Genomic DNA, 21,601 nt, shown 5'->3' with positions numbered 1-21,601 from the left:
GATTGCGCCAGGGATTTTTATTAAAAACCCGTCCCAGTGTCGAAAGTTCGGCTAAACAACGCGAATGGGAAATGGGAAACTTTTGCAGAAAAATTAACCGGCATAAAAATGGGAGACCGAACATGGCAAAAAATTAATCTCGGAAGATAGCCTGGAGTTAGAAGCCAGCATCTCAGACGTGGGCAAGCGGAGACGCGATGGACAGGATGGGGTGGGGGACATGCATCCTTCACACGTTTTCTCCGTGGCTGTCATTCTTCTGAAAAACCATCCTGTTGGTCGTGCTTTACCATTGACCACGGGCACAAGTGTCCACATGCTCATTCCATATTTGTGTGCCAATCGAGAGACTGACTAAAATGAAAGAAATTGTGCCTCAACCGCCGGCGATCGTGATCAACCAACAGGCTGCCGTGCAGGCGTTGTTTCAAAAATATGTGGTGCCCAGCTACGGCCGGTTTGACCTCGCGTTTAAACGCGGTTCCGGGAGCTGGCTCTGGGATGTCAATGGCCGGCGCTATCTGGATTTGGGCGGCGGGATCGCTGTTTGTTCCTTGGGACACGCCAATCCGGAAATCACCGAGGCGTTGATCGAGCAATCGCGCTCGCTCGTCCATATTTCCAATCTTTACTATCACGAGCCGCAAGGACGGCTGGCCCAGGGATTGGTGGAACAACTGGCCCCCGGCAAGGTGTTCTTTGCCAACAGTGGCGCGGAGGCCAACGAAGGCTTGTACAAACTGGCGCGCAAGTTCGGCCATGACGAGGGTCGCTTTGAAATTCTCACCGCCACGAATTCCTTCCATGGCCGCACCCTGGCGGGCATCGCTGCCACCGGGCAGGAGAAGGTGAAGAAAGGGTTTGAACCCGCGGTGCCGGGATTCCGGCATGTGCCGTATAATGACCTCGACGCGGTGCGCAACGCCCTTTCGCCCGCCACCGTCGCCATCCTCATCGAAGGCATCCAAGGGGAGGGCGGCATCACCCCGGCTTCACCGGAGTATCTGCTGGGACTGCGCGCGCTGTGCGATGAGAAAAAGATGTTGTTGCTCATGGACGGCGTGCAATGCGGACATTTTCGATCCGGCCGGTTTCAGAGCTTCCAGCGTATTCTGGAAGGCGTGCCGGGGGCGGAAAACTTTCTGCCGGATGGCGTGTCCATGGCGAAATCGCTTGGGGGCGGCTTCCCCATCGGCGCATTCTGGGTGCGGCAACCGCACGCGGACCTGCTCGGGCCGGGCACGCACGCGACCACCTACGGCGGCACCCCGTTGGCGTGCGCGGTGGCGCTGAAAATTCTCGAGGTCATCGAGCGGGATCGATTGGACAAAAACGCGCGGGTGCTCGGCGCGTTCCTGAAAGTGCAGCTCACCGCTCTGCAAAACAAATACCCGCACCTTCTCAAAACGGTTCGCGGCCTGGGCTTCATGCTGGGATTTGAATTGCAGGAGCGGGAAAAGATTCCGGCCTTCGCCAATCAGGACAAGCCGGCCTCGCTCCAAATGGTAGGCCGCCTGCACGAGGCCGGATTACTGACCATTCCTTCCGGCAACCAGGTGATCCGCCTGCTGCCGGCGTTGAACCTCACGCAGGACGATGCCGCCGAGGGCCTGCGCATTATTGAGAGTGTACTTAGCCGGCTGGGATAGGCGGAATAAACCCGAACGCCGAATGCCGAATAGCAAAAGAAACCCGAACGCCGAAGTCCGAAGCCAGCGGGCAGACTTCAGATTGCGGATTGCGGATTGCGGATTGCGGATTAACGATTGTAAATTCAATTTTCAAATTTTAAGTAATCCGTTTTCCCATTGTCCCCCGAGCGCGCGACCCATTGCAGTTCCGTACCCCCTCCCCATGAACCCTCGTTTCCAGGTTCATGGGTTCAAAGAGCGAAATTCGTTGGTTCGGGGAAGTCTCACCATGAGCCGACCTCTCCCCCTCAACCGCCCTGCGGGCACCTTCTCCCACTTGGGGGGAGAAGGATGGGATGAGGGGGTTCATGGGAAGCTGAATAAATCCGAAAACCGAATGCCGAATAACGAAAGAAAACCGAAGCACGAAGTCCGAACCCCGAATTCGATCATCCGACTGCTGTTTTCGGCATTCGGGATTCGGCATTCTTTCGGCATTCGTTTTTCGGGATTCGGGATTTTCCTTTGCCTGGCCCTCTGGTTATTGCCGTCCGCCAGCGCGCTGGCCGCTCCCACCCTCCACACTAAAGCCAGCGTGATCCTTGGCGCTGACACCGTGCGCCCAGGGGATACTGTCTGGGCCGGCATCCGCCTCAAAATGGAGGAGGATTGGCATACTTACTGGACCAATGCCGGCGCGGCGGGTGGCCCCACTACGGTGGCTTGGGAACTTCCCGCCGGAGTGACCGCCGGAAATATCCAGTGGCCGTTACCCGAGAAACAGGATACTTCAGGCCTGATCACGTACGGGTACAAGGACGAGGTTTGCTTGTTGGTGCCGCTGAACGTGGCCGGGCAAGTGCCGCCGGGTCCGCTCACCCTCAAGGCAACCGTCAGTTGGGTCGAATGCGTGAGCCCATCCAGTCTTTCTTTGGTACGCCCCACGGCCAGCGGCACGTGTGTATTTGGGGAAACCTCACTCAGCGCCCGGCTGCAAGTCGCCGACCAGACCAAGCCATCGGACCACGCCGCGACGATTGAGGAATGGCTGAAGCGCGTGCCCAAAGCGGCCAGCAACCTGACAGTACGCGCCATTTGGGAAGGAACCGCCACCAATAAGCAACGTGGGCTGCGCCTCGAATGGCCGACTGCGCCAGAGGTGAAAGTAGTTGATTTTTATCCGTACCCAATCCCGGATTTTGAGGTTCAGGGCACCACCGAACAACTCCCGGCCAGCGGTGGCGCACAGGTTTTCCGCAAGCAGATCACTAAGCAAACCAGCGCCTGGCCAGCGAGCATTCCAGGTATTCTGGTCGCCGTCACCGAACAAGGCACCCAGGGATACGAAGTCACATTGCACCCCACGGAAACGACGGCTTCAGTTCCCCGGCAACCCAACGCTACTGCTGCCGACAGCGCCCCGGTGACAAGCCTCTGGCTGATCCTCTGGTTTGCGTTCGTGGGTGGGCTGATCCTCAACGTGATGCCATGTGTGCTGCCGGTGATGGCCCTGAAAATACTGGGGTTTGTCCACCAAAGCGCCGAATCACCGGGGCGGGTCCGCACGCTGGGAATGATTTACGGAGCCGGAGTTATGGTGTCCTTTCTGGTGCTGGCGGGGGTGACGATTGGCTTGAAGCTGGCGGGGGAATCGGTGAGTTGGGGCATCCAATATCAGCACGCCCAGTTCGTGTTGCTCATGACGGTGCTGGTGCTGCTGGTGGCGTTGAATTTGTTTGGGGTGTTTGAAGTCACCCTGGGGGACCACGTCTCCGATGCCGCAAGCAGCGTGACCAGCCAGGGTGGTTATGCCGGGGCGTTCTTTAACGGCGTGCTGGCCACCGCCTTGGCCACGCCCTGCACGGCGCCATTCCTGGGGGCGGCCACGGGCTATGCGCTGAATCAATCGCCCGGCGTGATTCTCCTGGTTTTTCTCGCGGTCGGACTGGGCATGGCCGCGCCGTACCTGCTGCTGAGTTGGAATCCGGGCTGGCTGCGGTTTGTGCCCAAACCCGGCGTCTGGATGGAACGCTTCAAGCAGGCGATGGGTTTTCCCATGATGGCCACCGCTGTCTGGCTGTATTTGCAATTGGTGGAAGCGTATGGCAACCACCGGGGATTATGGCTGGGCATCTTCCTGGTGCTGGTGGCGCTGGCCGCTTGGATTTGGGGCGCGTTTGGCCAGCGTGGTACCGCGCGAACGGGGCTGGCCAAGACGATTGCCATTGGGGTGGTGATCCTCGCCTTTGCGTTGCTGGTGGAAAATCGCGCCCAATGGCGGGCGGTGCCGGAAGCGTCCTCCAGTTCGCATCAATCCTCCCAACCCGGCGGCATTGAATGGCAGCCGTGGAGTGTGGCAGCCGTCGCCGCCGCACGAGCCCAAGGGCATCCGGTGCTGGTGGACTTCACCGCCTCGTGGTGTCTCACCTGCCAGGTGAACCGGGAAACCAGCTTGGAAATCCCCGAGGTGGTCAGGAAATTAAAACAGTTGAACGCCGTGGCGCTGGTGGAAGACAGCCGGGTGAAAAGCAGCGAAGTGGCAACCGAAATGAAACGCCACGGACGCGGTGGCGTGCCGCTGGTGCTGGTTTATCCGCGCGATCCCGCCCAGCCCCCCATTATCCTCCCGGAAGTACTCACCCCCGGCATCGTGCTGGACGCTTTGAAAAAAGTGGAATGAGGGTTGGGACAGAAAAAAACCCGGAGCGGGTGCTCCGGGTCGTGCAAATAGTGTTGCGCGATGCGTTTACAGGGTATGATCGCTGGTTGCGGCACTGCAGGCCGGTTTGGTCCCGACCGCATTGAACGAATACGTGCCAGCGCCGGGGCAGGACGGTGCCTGTTTGATATAGGAGGTGGCCCCGATCAGATCGCTGTCCACGGGGGTATCCGCCGTGGTCTTCTTATTTTCGAGCGCCCACTGTTCCTTGGCGCCATCAATCTGCCGCAGGTTGTTGATGCAGGCATTCTTCTGGGCCGTGGTACGGGCTTTCACGAAGTTCGGAATAGCGATGGCGGCCAATAAGCCGATGATCGCCACAACGATCATGATTTCTACCAATGTGAAGGCGCTCTGGCGCGAGGTTTGCAGTTTCATTTTTTACCTTTCAGTTTTATTACGTATGTATTAGTTCGACGGTCGCGCTTCACAAACCCGGTTCACTGCTGAACACAACGAACCTCTAAGAATTCGCGAATTTAACGCGACCTGCTCCATAGACAGCAACCGCCATGCCAAGGTTACACTAACACCAAAATAACTTTACCCATGCTGTCTAAGCTACAAAGTTAACTCAAAAATGACGATGTGCAACCGGTAGATGGTGTGCTGCATGTCTCATAAAGTTGAATAATGTCTCACTTTTGGACAGCGATAAACTGGCTGGCCAATCGAGAGGCCAGCGATTCAAACGCCAAGCGAGTTAGGATCCGCTGGACCGCGAGTTGGAATTAGTGCCAAAAGGCATCACCTTTACCTTGTCCTTTGGCACGGTTATGGCTACTATACCGAGGTTACGCATTTTGAATGATATTGTTTAAAGTCCATGGCTGAGCAACCACAGAGCCGCCGGCGCGTGTTGTTTGTGGATGACGATGTGTCTTTTCTCGACCTTGTCACCAAGGTGTTTGCCGTATGGAGCAAAGACGCCTGGCAAATCCTGACGGCGGTGAATACCGGCAAAGCCATTTCCATCATTCAGGATCAGATGGTCAATCTGGTGGTCATTGACCTGCACATGCCCGGGGTGGATGGGTTGCAATTCCTCCGGCTGTTGCATCGCAAGTACCCGCATCTTCCCAAGGTTATTCTCACGGGCGATATCAGCGAGGACATGAAAAAGGTCTGCCTCGCCAATGGCGCCGAGCTGCATTTGATCAAACCCACCTCCATCGAAGGCATGGAGAATGTCTATGCCGCCTTGAATGAAATTTCCAAACAGGATTCCACCGAGGGGCTCCCGGGGGGCGGGCCCAAAATTGGCTTTCAAGAGCTGGTGCAACTCGAATGCTTGAATCGCCACAGTTCCATCCTGGAAATTTCAGCGGGCACAGAGCGTGGCCAGGTGTTTATCAAGGATGGCGCCATCCAGGATGCCCGCTGCGGTGATCTTTCCGGACGCGACGCTTTCTTTGCCCTGATGGCCTTGAACGCGAGCGGATTCAACCTCAAGCCGTACGCCGCCCCTCCCGCGACAACCATCCAGGAACCGTGGGAAAAATTGCTGGCCGACGGCAGTCAAAAACTGGCCACCGCCGCCGGGCAGGCCGCCCCCAACGCGAAGGTTTCTGATCCGCGCGCCGAACCGGCCCCCCCCACGGTCCTCAACCCCAAAACCTCCCCCCTGCCGCCGCGCCCCCAAGCACCGGTGTTTGATCCCGCAGCTTCCGCCAACGCGCGCGCAATGCTTGCCCCCGCTGTCGAAGAAATGCTGCTCTGTTCCTCGCGGGGCGAGGTGTTGTATGAATGGCAATGCTCGTCCGCGGAAAGCCGGATGAAGTTGTTTGAGTTTTTGGGGCAACGCACCGCCGAATTATCGCGCGCGTTGCCATTTGGCAACTTTGAACGCATGGAAATGCACCACCTCAAAGCGCGGGTCATTTGCCAGCTCAAGCCGGATAGCCGCCTGCTGGTACGTTCCCAGCGGGGCAAATTATGAACGACGACCAAGGCAACTGGTTGTATGCCAACGCCCGCCAAAAAGGCGTGCTGGCGGCGGGTATTATTTTTCCCGATAAGACCGTGACCGGCCAGAGTTTCGCCCATAGCTTTCCGCTCATGAGTTTGGAAAATGTCTGGCGTTTCCTGATGGAAACCAGCCAGCATCTTTCCAGCCAACGGCTGCCCGCCACCCGCATCAATTGGTTGTTTGAAAAGGCGTTATTACAAGTTTGCCAGCGCTCCGATGGTGCGATGCTGGCGCTGATCACCTCACGGAACCCGGCCGGCGTGGACGCCATTGCCATCGGGCACCTCTTTGAAGAATTTGAATTATCGCGTGGTTAACCCCGCCACCGGTCCAAACCCGGAGGGTTTGCAGAATGGTAGTCAAGACGGTTTTTGAACATCAGCCAGTTGGCCGTCGCGGCCTCCACGCTCTCCGCCAGCTTTTTATACCACGGATAATGTAACTTTCGAGTCTTCGGAACAAAATCCATACGTATTTATTTCCCGCATAGAACCAGCCCCCCGATAACATGGCAAGGCCTAATAAAATATACCCATGGCCGCAAATATTAAGGCACAAGCCTAATGATTATTACCTCGTGCTGCATTTTGTTTGGCCTGGGACTAAAACTATTTACACAAGGCCGCTAAGATTGTGTCATGGGACATATCGTTTATGGCCCTATCCTTAATTACTTTGGCCTCAGGTAATTTTATTGGGGCCATGAGCAATGTATATGAGGCCACGGTAGATAACTTTTAGGCCAGCTACGATTCCTCTCAAACCATGGCATTGTTGCCACAAACTGTGTTTAAAACCGTTAAAAACGCGTATTTTCATCAAAATTTGATGTATTGGGGCGGTTTGGCGGCGGATTGTAATGAAACAGAACGCTTTAATCTGGCACCCAATCCGGGGTGCGCTGGGTTATCGGACGCTGTACCGGAGGTCATGCCCCGTTCCCCTCATGACGCTCCGGCTACTATCTTCCATCCCTGCGGGATGGCCGGATGAATTCCAGAGTTTATGGCCAAAGACGGCGGTATTCCATCAATCGCCGGCTGAAGGCCAAATCCATTGCAAATTTTAAATTTTCAATTTGTAATCGCCCGCCAACCAAACCCGGCGGATTGGAATACCGGACTTATCAGGCTCGCCGAACGTGTCAAGCGCGCCCTGGCTGGGTGTCGCGGAGGCGCGGAGTTTGCACGAGACTTGCCATGCCGGGTTTGTGTGGTTATATTGCGCGCATGCCGATTTATGAATTTCATTGCGGGAAATGCGGGAAGGACAACGAGATTTTGGTGCGCTCCAGTAATTGGAAGGGCACCAAGTGTCCGGACTGCGGGTCCCCCCGTTTGGAAAAGAAGATGAGCACGTTTGCCTCCTCCGGAACCTCCCGCGGCGGCGGCGGCTCCGGGGCCTCCTGCAAAACCGGCGGGGGTTGTTGTGGTGGCGGTTGTTGCGGGGGCGGACGCAAACGGTGCTAATTCCAAATCGCTATCAAGCTGAGGCTAATTCGCTGGTCTTTTGAGCTGCTGGCTTCGTTGCTCGCTCGTTACAGACCGCTGCGGGTATGCGCCTCGCTCGCGTCTCGCCAGCCGCCCAAAATCCTGCGCGCCTTAGTCTCATCTTGAAAGCTCATTGGAATAATTCCCAATCGCTTTCAAGCGCATTGGATTAAGCCGTCCGTTCACGCATGGATCACGGAGGCGGCGCGAATCTCCAGCAGGTCGTTGACCGCCCAGTCCGGCTGGCTGGCGAGTAATTCCGGCAACTTGGCGCCCCCCGTGGCCACGGCTAATACGCGGGCGCCAATGGATTTCCCGCAACGCACGTCATGCGGCGTATCCCCGATCACCAACACTTCGTGCGGCTGCAAGGCCGGTCCCAGAAGCTGGCGTCCGCGCGCGAAGGCGATGGCGGCAATCTGATCGCGATCCTCGTGGTCATCGGCAAACGCGCCGATGGCGAAGCGCTCCCAGCAGTTGAAGTGGCGCAGTTTGATTTCCGCACCCAGCCGGACGTTGCCGGTCAACAACCCGATCAAGGGCGGTTGCGGCAACGCGGCGAGTTGCTCCAGCCATTCCCAGACGCCCGGAATGATGTGGCCTTTGCCATGCTGCAAGTTGTGCTCCAACAGGAACACGTAGCGGTCGAAGAAGCGGTCGAAATCCTCGCGGGTGGGCTCGCGGCGGTGCAACTTGAAGAATTCGCGTACGAGCGAAGTATCCGTCCGCCCCGCAAAGGACAAGCGCACGCCGTTGCAGGGGAGCTTGAATTCATGGTCAAAGGCGCTCAGGAATGCCTTCACCCCCGCGCCATGCGTGCGGACAAGTGTGCCATCAATGTCAAATAGGACCAGGCGAATCATTAGGACGGAAAATAGAGGTCCTGACGCCTGGAAGCAATCCCGAAATGGTACGTTTTATTCCAGCCCCAGGATTTTGCGACCGTCGGCTGTGATCATGGATTGATGCCAGGGCGGGTCCCAGACCAGTTCCACGGACGCTTCCTCGACTCCGGGAAGGCCGATAATCTTTTGCTGGGCGTCCCCGGCGATCATTGGCCCCATGCCGCACCCCGGTGCGGTGAGCGTCATTTTGGCCATTACCTTGGTGCGGCCGCTGGGCAATTGCTCCAAATGCAGGTCGTACACCAGCCCAAGGTCCACAATGTTGACGGGAATCTCCGGGTCGTAACAGGTTTTGAGGATGTCCCAGACGGTTTTCTCATCCACCGGGCCGTTGGCGGTTTTTTGGGTGGGCGCTTCCAGCGCCTCGGCCTGCAAGCCGAGCGCGTCGGCATCTTTGGTGGCGATGCGGAACAGGCCATCCATGGTTTGCACCGTGTACACCCCGCCCAAAGTTTGGGTGATCGTGACACTGGCGCCTTTCGGCAACGTGGTGGTTTGGCCGCCCGGAATGGCCACCGCTTCGCAATCCCTGCTTAATTCAACTGGAATCATACGTATGTAATTATGTCGGCCCTCAAATTACTACGGAATTTCCCCGGCGCAAGCCTTCCGTGCGGATCCTTTAAAAAACCAACTTCACGGTGAACCGCCAGGGCGAATTCCCGCTAAAAGTTGGGGCGTGCTAAAACTTATGGGAATTGTTTGACAGTGGCTTGCGGCATAGGCATCTTATCCGCTCAATTTGTATAACGAATATGGCTGAACTTTCTGGAAAATTATTGGTTGCCCAATCAGGCGGGCCGACTTCGGTGATCAACGCGAGCGTTGCTGGCGTGGTTACCGAAGCGGGCAAACATGAATGCATTGAAGAGATATACGGTGGGTTGAACGGTATCTATGGCATTCTGCGTGAGAACTTGATTGACCTGAACGACGAAAAGCAGAAGACCATCGAGGGGCTGCGGTTTACACCGGGCGCCGCGCTGGGCACCTGCCGCTACAAGCTGGACTTTAAAGGGCAGCCGGAAAAGGCCGCCAAAGACATGGATCGCCTGTTTGAGGTCTTCAACGCCCATAACATCCGGTTTTTCTTGTACGCCGGCGGCAATGATTCCCAGGACACCGCGCACAAAATCAGCCATGAAGCGGAAAAGCGCGGCTATGAACTGCGCGTCATCGGCATCCCCAAGACCATTGACAACGATCTCCCGCATACCGACCAATGCCCCGGATACGGCTCCGTGATCAAGTATAACGCCACCACGGTGATGGAAATCGCCGCTGATATCGGCAGCATGGCCACTGATGACGGCTCTTGCTGCATCATTGAAGTCATGGGTCGTCGCGCCGGTTGGATCGCCGCCGGTACCGTGCTGGCCAAGCGCGCCCCGGAGGATGCGCCGCATATCATTTTGCTGCCGGAAGTGGCGTTTGACGAAGCGAAGTTCCTGGCCAAAGTCAAGGAAACCATCGCCGCGTACAAATACTGCGTCGTGGTGGTGGGGGAAGGACTCAAGGACGCCAAGGGCAAAGAAGTCGCCGCCGACAAGAGCCGGGTGGACGCCTTTGGGCATCCGCTGCTCTCCGGTGCCGCCGATCTCCTGGCCGAAGTGGTCAGCGGGAAACTGAATATCAAGACCCGCACGGTGAAACTCGGCTATGCGCAACGCGCCGCCGCCCATTTCTCGAGCAAGACCGATAACGACCAAGCCTTTGTCGCCGGCGAAGCCGCCGTGCGCGCTGCCGTGGATGGCAAGAGTGGTTACGTGGTCAAAATCGTGCGCCAATCGGACAGCCCATACAAGTGGACGACCGACTTGCATCATTTGGAAGAGATTGCCAATGCCGAGCGCTTGATTCCGCGCGAATGGATCTCGGAAGATGGCTTCCTGCCCAACGAACAGTTCGTCACCTACGCTCGCCCCTTGATCGAAGGCGAAGTGAAATTTCAGGTGGAAGGCGGCGTGCCCAAGTTTGCCAAACTCAGCCGCAGCCCGGTGGAAACGATTCTCTCTCCGCTGGCGTAAGCGCGCTTACCAGTTTAACCGACAAAAAAGGCGGCCTCGAAAGGCCGCCTTTTTGTTTCGCCAGAGAGATCAATTATGCCTTGCCCATTGCTTTCAAGGATTCCAGGCAACGTTTGATGTCGTTCACCGGATCGGGTCCACCGCGTTCATGTTCGACAATGTACCATTGGGTGCCGCCGGTCTCACAAATTGTGAAGACGTCTTTCCATTTAATGTCCCCGCCGCCGATCACGGCTTCCTTGGGACCGCCCGATTCTTTGAGGTGAATGGTGCGGGCGCGGCCCGGATATTTCTTTAGCACGGCCACCGGATCAGCGCCGCCGCCGATGCAGTTGCCGGTGTCGAGCTGCATGATCACTTCCTGCTTGGTATTGCCAAAGAACAAATCCCACGGCACTTCACCTTCCACCGGTTTGAAATCCCCGCCATGCGCATGATAGCCGGTGTACATGCCATCTGCCTTCAATTGGTCCGCCACGTCATTGAAATACTTGGCGGTATCCAGCCAGGCCTGTTTGGTGCCGGCGCGTTGCTTGGGCATGCTGGGGACAATGAGGTATTTGTTTCCCAGGGTTTTATTGAATTCGATGGTGGCCTTGAGGTTGGCTTGTTCGATGGTGCTCATGGCGGTGTGCGTGCCGCAACAAACCAGTCCGTTGGCATCCATCAGCTTGCGCAATTCCTCGGCATTGCGTTTATAGTAGCCGGCGTATTCCACGCCTTTGTAGCCCATCTTGCCGATGGCTTCGAGCACGGGCGGCAGATCCTTTTCGCACTCTTTGCGTACGGAATAGAGCTGCACGCCGATGGGGATTTTGTTGCCGGCGGCCTGGGCCAGAGGCGCAAAGCGCCAAGCGAGGGCCAACGTGGCGAGACTGGCACCGCCCAGTTTCGCAAACTGCCGGCGTGAGATAACGCTGTTTGGTATAGTTGTCATAATTTTTATGGCTGAACTTTCCAAGAGACTATACCGCCCCTGCCTTCAGGTCAAGCCAGAGATGATCCGCAGACCGATCTACAATTTACCCATGGTCTGCTGAAGCAGGTATTGGGCCTTGTTGAATTCGGCGATGATCTTCAGGTATTCCAGGCGGGTGCGGGTGAGGTCCTGTTCGGATTGAATGGTTTCCAGCACGACGCCGACAGCGAATTCTTTGCGCTGGCGGGCGAAGCTCAAGCTTTCTTCGGCGGCAGCCAAGGCGCGTGAGGCGCTATCCAATTGTCCCCGCAGGGATTGGTAATGCACCAAGGCCTCGATTGCCTGACGGGTCAATTCATCGCAGATTTTTTCCTGGGTAAGCTCGGCGGTTTTGAGGCGCGCGGTGCTGGCGCGGATGCGGCTGGAATCAAACAATCCGCCGGGGCCAAGCCGCCAGCCCAGGTTCACGTATAAATCTTCCTGATTTCCAAACCGGGAGGGGCCGGACTCCGCACTGCCACCCAGTCCGCCGAGGAAGCCAGAGACGCCGATCGAGGGGATCAGCGGGCCATATTTGACGCTTTCTCGGTTATTGCGCGCAGCGGCAATCAATGCCTGGTTTTGCTTGAGTTCCGGACGCGTGCGCAAGGTCTCCATCACGACCGATTCAATGGTGGTATTCGTGTCCACCAGTTGCATGGGCGCCAGGCTCGCATCCGCCGCCGTCAACATTACGGTGGGATCGAGCCGTAACATTTGGGCAAGTCGCAAACCGGCGACGCGGTGTTGTTCCGCCGCCCGTTTTACCGCAAGTTGGTTGTGTTCCTGTTGCACCCGCGCCCGGAAGACATCCCCTTTGAAGGCGATCCCCGCCGCCGCCGCGTTTTCAAGCTGCCGGGTATATTCCGTGGCGATGCGCACGGATTCCTGCGCCACGTCGGTGGCGGATTGCGCATAAACAAGTTCCAGATACCCGTGCGCGGCGGCCATAACGCTGTTCTGTCGGGAGGCCTCCAGGGCATGATCGTAAGCCTTGACCATTTGTTTGGCAGCCAGCGATTGGTAGATGGCTTCGCCCAGATCAAGTTGCGCATTGATGGTCGCACCCGGCGCATAGGAATCGCGATGGACATTGTACACGTTGCCCGCCGTATCCTGCGACAGGTGGTCGTGCCGACGATAGGCGATGCCCGGGCTGACCCACGGGAAAAATTTGGTTTGCGCGGAGGAATGATTGGCTTTGGCCTCGTTCAGGCGTTCGCGGGCAAGCTGGACGTCGAGATTTTTGGCCCCGGCCAGTCGTAACGTCGTGGGCAGATCAATCACCATGAGCTGGTTTCCGGGGGGCGTGCCCGTCGTAGAAGGGGCGTCGGCGCAAAAACTCATCGGAACGGCCATTACTCCGACCAGGGCTATCCAACACCACACCGATTGAAGGGCCACAGACTTGCCAATGAGTTGCATGGTTGACCTTGGGTTCATTGGGCCTCAATCGCGTTGATGGGACTGCCATCCGTGATCGGCAGCTTGCCAACCAGCAGTACCGGTTCTGTGCCCGACAGTCCGCTTAAGACTTCGACTTTATTGCCGTCATTAAAACCAATCTGGATGGCGGTCTTGTGCGCCTTGCCGCCGGCGTTGAGGAAGACAAATGCATTGGCCTTTTCCATGACCAACGCTTCGGCCGGCACCAGCAAGGCCGCCGTATGTTTCTCCACGCCCACCTTGACCGTGGCATACATGCCGGGCCGCAATTCGTGTTGAGGGTTCGGCAAATCGGCTTCAATCAACATGGTGCGTGTGGCCTCATCCAATGCGCCGGCAATCCGGCTGACTTTGCTTTCAAATACCCGGCTTGGGAGCGCTTCTACCGTGGTTTTAACCGGTTGGCCCTCGCGCACCAGCACGGACTCGACCTCCGGCATGGCAACCTGGATGCGTACCGTGCTGAATTCCATGACGGTTACCATGGCGGCAGATTGTGCCGCACTGCCGGAGGTGGCGGCCGGGATAAATGCGCCTGGATCCACGGAGCGCCCGGTGACGACGCCGTCAAAGGGCGCGGTGATGCGGGTGTAGGCTAGGAGGGTTTCGAGGCGCGTCACGTTGGCCTGCGTGACCGCTTCATTGGCTTTGCTGACTTCGCAGTTGGCTTGGGCGGAGGCAAGGCGAGCCTTGGCTTCATCCACGCTTTGCGGGGTAACCAGATCGGACGACTGTTGCTGGGCCTGCTTCATCCGGTTGGACATGAGTTGTGCGATCTCCAATTCCGCGCTGGTACGAACGGTTTCGGCTTTGGCACGCACGACTTCGGCACGGCTGCGGATCAATTCGCTCTCCAGTTCAGGGGACTCAATTTCCGCAATCAAAACCCCGGCCTTGACTCGGTCGCCTTTGTCCACGGCGATGCGTTTGAGGTAACCGGCGGTTTTGGCGTAGAGGGTGGCTTGCTGGTTGGCCTTGATGGTGCCGGGGATCGTGACGTAACGCACGATTTCCCCGCGCGCGGGCTTGGATGTTTTTACCTCCATGGGCTTGGGCGCATCGGTAGCCTGAAGGGGGAGGGAGAGCAAGGTGGCCAGGATTACTTGGGCGCAGTTTGACATGGTTTTCCTAATGAAATGAGCTTTGGGTGACACCGTAAACCCCTCCCCATGCCCCCCCACTTTACTTCTCCCCCTGCCCCCCCTCATCTCATCCTTCTCCCCCAAGGGGGAGAAGGTGGTGACCGCAGGCCAGCGCCTCAATTTGAGTAAGTCTTTCATAAAAACATGCAGCGTTGAATTTTCATTTTACGGGTGCGTATTGCGGGCTGGCGGGATCATCCGGGTCGAGTGACGGCGAGCGCACAGTCCGCCCCATGATCATGGCAAAGACGGGTGGCAGCACCCATAGCGTGGCTAGCGTGGCCAGCGCAAGGCCGCCCGCGACTGCCCGGCCCAGCGGTGCCGTCTGGTCGCCGCCTTCGCCCAAGCCGAGTGCCAGCGGCAACATGCCGGCGATCATTGCCAGACTGGTCATTAGAATGGGACGCAAACGGCTGCGGGCACCCTCGATTGCCGCGTCGGTTGGCGCGGCCCCGGCGGTGCGGGCGCGTTCGGCAAAAGTCACCAGCAAGATGGCGTTGGCCACGGCCACGCCCACTGCCATGATGGCCCCCATGGCCGATTGAATGTTCAGGGTGGTGCTGGTGACCCACAGCGTCAGTACCACGCCCACCAGTACCGCTGGCACGGTGGACAATACCGCCAGGGCGAGCCGGAGTGATTGGAAATTGGCTGCCAGCATGAGCAGGATCACCACCACTGCGATGATCAGACCGGATCGGAAGCCGTCAAAGAGTTGCCGCATGGGAACGATCTGGCCGCGCACATCCACGCGCATTTTGGGCGGTGGCGCGCCGACTTCCTCCAGCACCCGGGTGATTTCCCTGGCTACCTGGCCCAGGTCCGCGCCGTGCAGGTTGGCCGTAATGCTGACCACGCGCGCCATGTTGTAGCGTTCGTACTGGCCGACGGCGGTGCCGGGTGCGAGCTTGGCCACATTGCGGAGCAGCACCGTTTTCCCCGCCGTGCCGGACACCGGGAGGTTTTGCAGATCTTCCAGCGAGGTGGTTTTGGTTTGCGGGATTTGCACCTGCAGGTTGTAGCTGACGCCCGAGTTCGGATCGGCCCAATAGTTGGCCACCGTGAAGCGACTGGAGGTGGTGGCGGCCACCAGTGAGCGGGTGACATCGCCGACTTTGACGCCCAGAAGCCCGGCGCGCTCGCGGTTCACGTTCACTTCCACCGTTGGGAAATCCAGCGACTGAGCAAAATGCACGTCGCGCAGGAACGGAATCGCCTTCATTTTGGCGTGAATCTTGTCCGCGAACTCCTTGTTGGCCGCCAGATTCGGCCCGCTGACGGCCACTTCAATGGGCGTAGGCGAGCCAAAACTCATCACCCGGCTGACAATATCGCTCGGTTCGAACGATATCCGCACGCCCGGCAGTTCGTTCGCGAAGACCGCCCGCAGCCGTTCTTTCAACGCACTGACTTTCACCGGTGCGTCTGGCTTGAACTGGATGGCCAACCAGGCTTCCTCGGGCCCGCCGTTCCAGAGATGAATCAGATTGACCGGGTAATTGGCCGCATGCACGCCCACCAACCCCATGGTCAATGCGACGTTGTCCGCGCCCGCCTCACGTTGGATTAGCGACAGGGTCTTGAGCGCCAGTTGCTCGGTCAGTTCCACCCTGGTGCCGGTGGGTGCCCGCACTCGCAGTGCCATTTGGCCGGCGTCCGTGGATGGGAAAATCTCCGTGCCGAGGCGGGCACCGAAAAACCAGCCCACTAGCAGGGCGGCACCGAGGTAAAGGGGAACCAGCAGCCAGCGCGCTGCAACCACGCCGCTCAGGACCCGGCCATACGCTGCCTGAAGCCGGGCAAAAAATGAGGCATCCTGAACCTCCTGATCATGCCCGCGCAGAAACCAGATGGACAGGATGGGCACCAGCGTACTGGAAAGCAGGAACGACGCCACCATTGAAAAGCCCACGGCCAGCGTGAGCGGCACGAACAACGCTTTGGCCGCGCCTTGCATGAAGAAGGCTGGAATGAACACCGCCAGCACGCACAGCATGGCGAGCAGGCGGGGTAGGGCGGTCTCGCGCGTGGCATTCAGCGCGGCGCGGGCCAGCGAACTGCCGCGGGTGACATGCGCATGAATATTCTCCACTGTGACCGTGGCCTCATCTACCAGGATGCCCACTGCCAAAGCCAGGCCGCCCAGAGTCATCAGGTTGATGTTCTGGCCGGTAAGCCATAGCGCCAGGCAGGCGGCCAGCAAAGCCAGCGGAATGTTGATGACCACGATGAACGCGCTGCGCCAGTCGCGCAGGAACAGCAATACCATCAAGCCCGTCAACAATGCTCCCAAGGCGCCTTCCTTGATCAGGTCTCGGATGGCGCGACGTACCACCGGCGCCTGGTCGAACTCGTAGGTCACCTTAATATCATCCGGCACCACGCTTTGGAATCGGGCGAGGTTCTCCCGAACCAGTTCCACCACCGAGAGCGTCGAGGCATCGGCGCGTTTGGTCACGGGCATATAGACGGTGCGCCGCCCATTCACCAGCGCATAGGAGGTTACGACGTCCGAGGCGTCTTCCACCGTGGCCACGTCCCGCAAAAATACGGCCCCCGTCGCATGGACACGCAGGGGGACGCCTTCCAGATCCTTGATATTTTTGACGACGGCATTGACGGGTACGATGGGGTATTTGTCCCCCAGATTCATGTTGCCCGAGGGGCTGATCGTATTGGCCTGCGTCATGGCTTGAACGATGTCTTCTGGCGATAGCCCCAATGCGCGCATGCGGTCCGGCTTGACGTTTACCAGAATGGAGCGCGCGCTACCGCCGAATGGCGGAGGGGCGGACACCCCCGGCAGGGTGGCAAACAAGGGGCGGACCAAGTTCAGGGCGGCGTCTTGCATCTGACCGACGGTCCGGCTGGCGTTGGTGGTGGAAAAGACCAGATACCCCACCGGCACACTGCCAGCGTCAAAGCGGGTCACAAACGGCGGTACTGTGCCCGGCGGCATGAAGGCACGGGCGCGGTTGACGTAACTGATGGTTTCGGAAAGCGCCTGGGACATGTCCGTTCCCGGGTGAAACTGCAACTTCATGATGCTGGCACCCTGGATGGACTTGGACTCGACGTGTTCGATGCCGGTGATATAAAGGAAGTGATACTCATAATAGTAGCTGAGATAACCCTCCATCTGGGCAGGATCCATGCCCCCATAAGGCTGCGCGACGTAGATGGTGGGAATCCCCAAGGGCGGGAACACGTCGCGGGACATACGCTGGATGGCGATGCCGGCGCTCAGGGCAAGGCCGAGAATGATTACGAGTACCGTGATGGGGCGGCGCAGAGTAGTTTGAATCAGATTCATTGGCGTAATGGGCCAAAGACAGCCGGAGGCCGCCAGTACTTCATCAACCGGTCGGTCAAATCGTTGTTGGGCTGCAATATATCATGCATGCATTAAGAAAATATAAGCTGCAACATAGGTCCGCTTTGACCTTCGTCAACTGGGAATATAATGCTTGCAGATTTCGCCTGCGGCAATTAGGATTCCCCCCATCAATAATTAGCCAAATGAAGCGAAAATCGATAGTAAGGCAGCTTGGGCGCACTGTGTTTCGTGTCGCCAAAGGTGTGGTTTCCATTCGTGGCAGTTTATTTTAAATCCATGCAAGATATTCTTGATCAACTGGAAAAGAAGCGTGAAGCCGCCCGATCGGGTGGTGGTAAAAAGCGCATTGATGCACAACACAAGAAGGGCAAACTCACGGCCCGTGAGCGGTTGGAACTGCTGCTCGACGAAGGCACGTTTGAGGAGTGGGACATGTTCGTGGAGCACCGGTGTGTGGAGTTCGGCATGGAACAAAATAAGGTGCCTGGAGACGGCGTGGTGACGGGCTACGGCATGATTAATGGTCGTTTGGTATTTGTTTATAGTCAAGACTTTACGGTGTTTGGTGGGGCGTTAAGCGAAACCCATGCCGAGAAAATTTGCAAGGTGATGGATCATGCCATGCAGGTGGGCGCTCCGGTGATCGGCCTGAACGACTCTGGCGGCGCACGCATTCAGGAGGGTGTCGCGTCATTGGGAGGGTACGCGGAAGTTTTCCAGCGCAATGTGCTGGCCAGTGGTGTCATACCACAAATCAGCCTGATCATGGGGCCAAGCGCTGGTGGTGCGGTGTATTCGCCAGCGATTACCGATTTCATCTTCATGGTCAAGGATAGCTCCTATATGTTTGTCACCGGCCCGGATGTGGTCAAAACCGTCATGCATGAAACGGTGACGGCGGAGCAGTTGGGCGGTGCATTGACACATACCACTAAAAGCGGGGTGGCCGACCTTGCATTTGATAATGATGTCGAGGCGCTGTTGATGGTGCGCCGACTGTTTAACTACCTCCCGCTGAACAATCGCCAGAAAGCGCCGGTTCGTAAAAGCGGGGATCCGGCGGACCGGATCGATATGTCGTTGGATACGCTGGTGCCGGCTAATCCAAGCCAGCCTTATGACATGAAGGAGTTGGTCTTGAAAGTCGTGGATGACGGTGACTTTTTTGAACTGCAACCCGCCTATGCCACCAACGTCATCATTGGCTTTGGCCGGATGGAAGGGCAAACAGTGGGGATCGTGGCCAATCAACCCATGGTACTGGCCGGGTGTCTGGATATCAAAAGTTCCATCAAGGCGGCGCGATTTGTACGTTTCTGCGATGCCTTCAGTATTCCGGTCATCACCTTTGTGGATGTGCCCGGCTTCATGCCTGGTACGGCCCAAGAGTACGACGGCATCATCAAGCACGGCGCCAAGTTATTGTACGCCTACGCGGAGTGTACGGTCCCCAAAATCACGGTGATCACCCGCAAAGCGTATGGCGGGGCCTATATCGTGATGGCTTCCAAGCATTTACGCGGGGATGTGAATTTTGCCTGGCCGAATGCCGAGATTGCGGTGATGGGGTCCAAGGGAGCGGTGGAAATCATTTTCCGCGAGGGCAAGGACGATCCAGCCAAGCTGGCGGCGAAGGAGGCCGAATACAAGGCGCGTTTTGCCAATCCATTTGTGGCTGGGGCGCGCGGTTTCATTGACGACGTGATCCTGCCGCATGAGACGCGCAAGCGTATTTGTCGTTCGTTGGTCATGCTGCGCGATAAGAAGCTGGAGAACCCATGGCGCAAACATGGCAGCATTCCGCTGTGAAGCAGGATGGTCACCGAATACGACGCTTAAACTGATCCAATCGCGCAAACGCGCTTATTCAAGACATGTTTACCAAAATTCTGATTGCTAACCGCGGCGAGATCGCCTGCCGGATTATTAAGACGGCCCAGAAACTGGGAATCAAAACGGTGGCGGTATTTTCCTATGCCGACCGGGATGCCCGGCACGTGATTCTGGCCGACGAAGCCATCAACATTGGACCCGCTCCCAGCCGGGAAAGCTATCTGGCGATGGATAAAATCATCGCGGCCTGTAAAGCATCTGGAGCGCAGGCGATTCATCCCGGCTACGGTTTTCTGAGTGAGAACGCGGAGTTTGCCCGGCAAGTGGAGGAAGCAGGGATCACGTTCATTGGTCCGAAGCACGAAACCATTGCGGCGATGGGGAACAAGTTGGCGGCCAAGCAGATGGCCGCTGCAGCCGGGATGAACTGTGTGGCTGGGGTGAACGAGGTGGTTGAAACGGTGGAGCGTGCCGCGGAACTCGCCCGGGGTATCGGATATCCGGTCATGCTCAAGGCGAATACAGCGAGCGGGCCCAAAGGTTTGCAGGTTGCGCGCAACGACCAGGAAACCGTCGAGGGATTTGACATCTGCCTCAAGGAAGCGCGGAACGGTTCCGGCGTCGGCGGGGTGTACGTGGAGAAGTACATCGAGGAGGCGCGGCATGTGGAAGTGCAGTTAGTCGGAGACCGGCATGGCAATGTGATCAGCCTGTACGAACGGGAATGCTCGATGCAGCGCGGTTTTCAAAAGGTGATCGAGGAGGCTCCATCCCCATTCATCAGCGAAGCCACCCGCCGGGCCATGTGCGAGCAAGCCGTGCTATTGGCCAAGACGGTGCAGTATCAAGGGGCGGGAACGGTCGAGTTTGTGGTGGGCAAGGACCAGCGCTTTTATTTTTTGGAAATGAACACCCGGCTGCAGGCGGAGCATCCGGTGACGGAATGCATCACCGGCCTTGACCTGGTGGAACTGACGATCCGGGTGGCGGCCGGTGAAAAGTTGCCGCTGACGCAAGCGGAAGTGCGGCGTCACGGCTGGGCGATTGAATGCCGGATCAGCGCGGAAGATCCATTCCGGAATTTTTGCGCTTCAACCGGGCGGCTGGTGCGGTTTCACCCGCCGGTGGAGACGATGTTTGCGGCGGACATGACGCGCCTGAACGGGGTGCGGGTGGATACGGGAGTGCAGGAGGGCGGGGAAATCCCGGTACACTATGACCGCATGATCGCCAAGTTGATCGTGCACGGAAAGGACCGGCGTGACGCGCTGGGCAGAATGCGCGAGGCGCTGAATGGCTTCGTAATTCGCGGGGTATCCACGGATATTTTATTCCAGGTGGCGCTGCTTGCGCAGCCGGGGTTTGTGAAGGGTGATTTCCACACGGGGTTCATCGCGGAGCATTACGGCAAGGGGTTCCGGGCGGAAGATGTCCCCCACGATGATAAGAATTTCCTGGTGGCGTTGGCAGCCTTTGTTCACCGGCAATACCGGCATCGCGCCACCGGCATCAGCGGGCAGATGGAGGGGCATGAGGTGGAGGTAAACGAGGATTTCGCGGTGGTCACCATGGGGCAGCGGGGGCACCGTGTGACCACCCCGGCCAAGGTAACTCACTTCGATAATAAAACAGGCACCAGCGTGGTGACGGTGGGCAGCGCACATTATAAAATCTGCAGTCCGACCAAGCTGGGAGCCATTCTCATTGACGGGTTGTGCAACGACAAGCCGTTCATTGCACAGGCGGAACGTGGCGGCGGCAAAAATCCGCTAGCTATTCGGGTATCGCATAATGGCACGCAGATTGAGGCGATGGTCCTTTCGCCGCGCGCGGCGGAACTCTACTCCATGATGCCATGCAAGGCGCCCCCCGTGAGAGATCGCGTGGTGCGGTCGCCCATGCACGGGCTGCTGGTTGACGTGGCGGTACAACCTGGGCAGAAAGTGCTGGCTGGAGAACGCGTGGTGGTGATTGACGCCATGAAGATGGAAACGGCTTTGCTGGCGGAGGCTGATGGAGTGGTCGCCAAGGTGTTGGCCACCAAGGGCACAAGTCTGGTCGTGGATCAACCGATTATTGAGTTTGTGTAATTCTAATTTGCTTTCAAGTTGAGACTAACAATCCATGGCCATGCTGTCAGGCTG

General features: G+C 57.9%; 14 protein-coding genes. 7 read left to right on the top strand and 7 right to left on the bottom strand.

Annotated elements, in window-relative coordinates; genetic code table 11:
* The first annotated feature begins 359 nt into the window (after positions 1 to 359).
* Positions 360 to 1,649 carry an aspartate aminotransferase family protein gene (locus tag WCO56_21315; GenBank protein MEI7732128.1) on the top strand — a complete coding sequence of 430 codons (1,290 nt, stop codon included), beginning with the start codon at positions 360 to 362 and terminating at the stop codon, positions 1,647 to 1,649.
* 379 nt (positions 1,650 to 2,028) lie between these two features.
* Positions 2,029 to 4,311, top strand: coding sequence for a protein-disulfide reductase DsbD domain-containing protein (locus tag WCO56_21310; GenBank protein ID MEI7732127.1), 2,283 nt, complete (start codon positions 2,029 to 2,031; stop codon positions 4,309 to 4,311).
* Positions 4,312 to 4,377: 66 nt separating this feature from the next.
* Here WCO56_21310 and WCO56_21305 read toward each other — a convergent pair whose 3' ends face one another.
* On the bottom strand, positions 4,378 to 4,728 hold the full coding sequence (locus tag WCO56_21305) for a type II secretion system protein (protein ID MEI7732126.1): 351 nt from the start codon (positions 4,726 to 4,728) through the stop codon (positions 4,378 to 4,380).
* A gap of 448 nt (positions 4,729 to 5,176) precedes the next feature.
* On the opposite strand from WCO56_21305, the gene WCO56_21300 reads away from it, so the two are divergent.
* Together WCO56_21300 and WCO56_21295 are read left to right on the top strand one after the other, a co-directional pair.
* On the top strand, positions 5,177 to 6,289 hold the full coding sequence (locus tag WCO56_21300; protein MEI7732125.1) for a response regulator: 1,113 nt from the start codon (positions 5,177 to 5,179) through the stop codon (positions 6,287 to 6,289).
* Entirely contained in the window at positions 6,286 to 6,636 is a 351-nt protein-coding gene (locus WCO56_21295) for a hypothetical protein (GenBank protein ID MEI7732124.1), read from the top strand. The genes WCO56_21300 and WCO56_21295 overlap by 4 nt, the downstream gene beginning before the upstream one ends.
* 1,355 nt (positions 6,637 to 7,991) lie before the next feature.
* On the opposite strand, the gene WCO56_21290 is transcribed toward WCO56_21295, so the two are convergent.
* Both WCO56_21290 and sufT read right to left on the bottom strand, forming a co-directional pair.
* Positions 7,992 to 8,672 (bottom strand): HAD hydrolase-like protein, encoded by a 681-nt coding sequence (locus tag WCO56_21290; GenBank protein ID MEI7732123.1) that lies wholly within the window; start codon positions 8,670 to 8,672, stop codon positions 7,992 to 7,994.
* 54 nt (positions 8,673 to 8,726) lie between these two features.
* Positions 8,727 to 9,266 (bottom strand): putative Fe-S cluster assembly protein SufT, encoded by a 540-nt coding sequence (gene sufT, locus WCO56_21285; protein ID MEI7732122.1) that lies wholly within the window; start codon positions 9,264 to 9,266, stop codon positions 8,727 to 8,729.
* Between the two features lie 203 nt (positions 9,267 to 9,469).
* Between sufT and WCO56_21280 the strand changes: the two genes are divergently transcribed.
* The gene (locus tag WCO56_21280) at positions 9,470 to 10,741 is read left to right on the top strand and encodes a 6-phosphofructokinase (GenBank protein MEI7732121.1); all 1,272 of its coding nucleotides are present in this window, start codon (positions 9,470 to 9,472) and stop codon (positions 10,739 to 10,741) included.
* Positions 10,742 to 10,814: 73 nt separating this feature from the next.
* Here WCO56_21280 and WCO56_21275 read toward each other — a convergent pair whose 3' ends face one another.
* The 4 genes from WCO56_21275 to WCO56_21260 all read right to left on the bottom strand — a co-directional run bounded on the left by WCO56_21275 (position 10,815) and on the right by WCO56_21260 (position 17,600).
* Positions 10,815 to 11,678: a TIM barrel protein gene (locus tag WCO56_21275; protein MEI7732120.1), complete on the bottom strand. Its 864-nt coding sequence runs from the start codon at positions 11,676 to 11,678 to the stop codon at positions 10,815 to 10,817.
* Between the two features lie 78 nt (positions 11,679 to 11,756).
* Entirely contained in the window at positions 11,757 to 13,046 is a 1,290-nt protein-coding gene (locus WCO56_21270) for a TolC family protein (GenBank protein MEI7732119.1), read from the bottom strand.
* 92 nt (positions 13,047 to 13,138) lie between these two features.
* Positions 13,139 to 14,266 carry an efflux RND transporter periplasmic adaptor subunit gene (locus tag WCO56_21265; GenBank protein ID MEI7732118.1) on the bottom strand — a complete coding sequence of 376 codons (1,128 nt, stop codon included), beginning with the start codon at positions 14,264 to 14,266 and terminating at the stop codon, positions 13,139 to 13,141.
* Between the two features lie 181 nt (positions 14,267 to 14,447).
* A complete protein-coding gene (locus tag WCO56_21260) occupies positions 14,448 to 17,600 on the bottom strand; it encodes an efflux RND transporter permease subunit (protein ID MEI7732117.1) in 3,153 nt (1,050 codons plus the stop codon).
* Between the two features lie 300 nt (positions 17,601 to 17,900).
* Between WCO56_21260 and WCO56_21255 the strand changes: the two genes are divergently transcribed.
* Together WCO56_21255 and WCO56_21250 are read left to right on the top strand one after the other, a co-directional pair.
* The gene (locus WCO56_21255) at positions 17,901 to 19,433 is read left to right on the top strand and encodes an acyl-CoA carboxylase subunit beta (protein MEI7732116.1); all 1,533 of its coding nucleotides are present in this window, start codon (positions 17,901 to 17,903) and stop codon (positions 19,431 to 19,433) included.
* Between the two features lie 65 nt (positions 19,434 to 19,498).
* On the top strand, positions 19,499 to 21,547 hold the full coding sequence (locus WCO56_21250; GenBank protein MEI7732115.1) for a biotin carboxylase N-terminal domain-containing protein: 2,049 nt from the start codon (positions 19,499 to 19,501) through the stop codon (positions 21,545 to 21,547).
* Positions 21,548 to 21,601 lie beyond the last annotated feature (54 nt).

Source organism: Verrucomicrobiota bacterium, from assembly GCA_037139415.1.
Taxonomy (GTDB): domain Bacteria; phylum Verrucomicrobiota; class Verrucomicrobiia; order Limisphaerales; family Fontisphaeraceae; genus JBAXGN01.
Note: the sequence above shows the minus strand (reverse complement) of the source record. Positions and strands in the feature narration are given on the sequence as shown.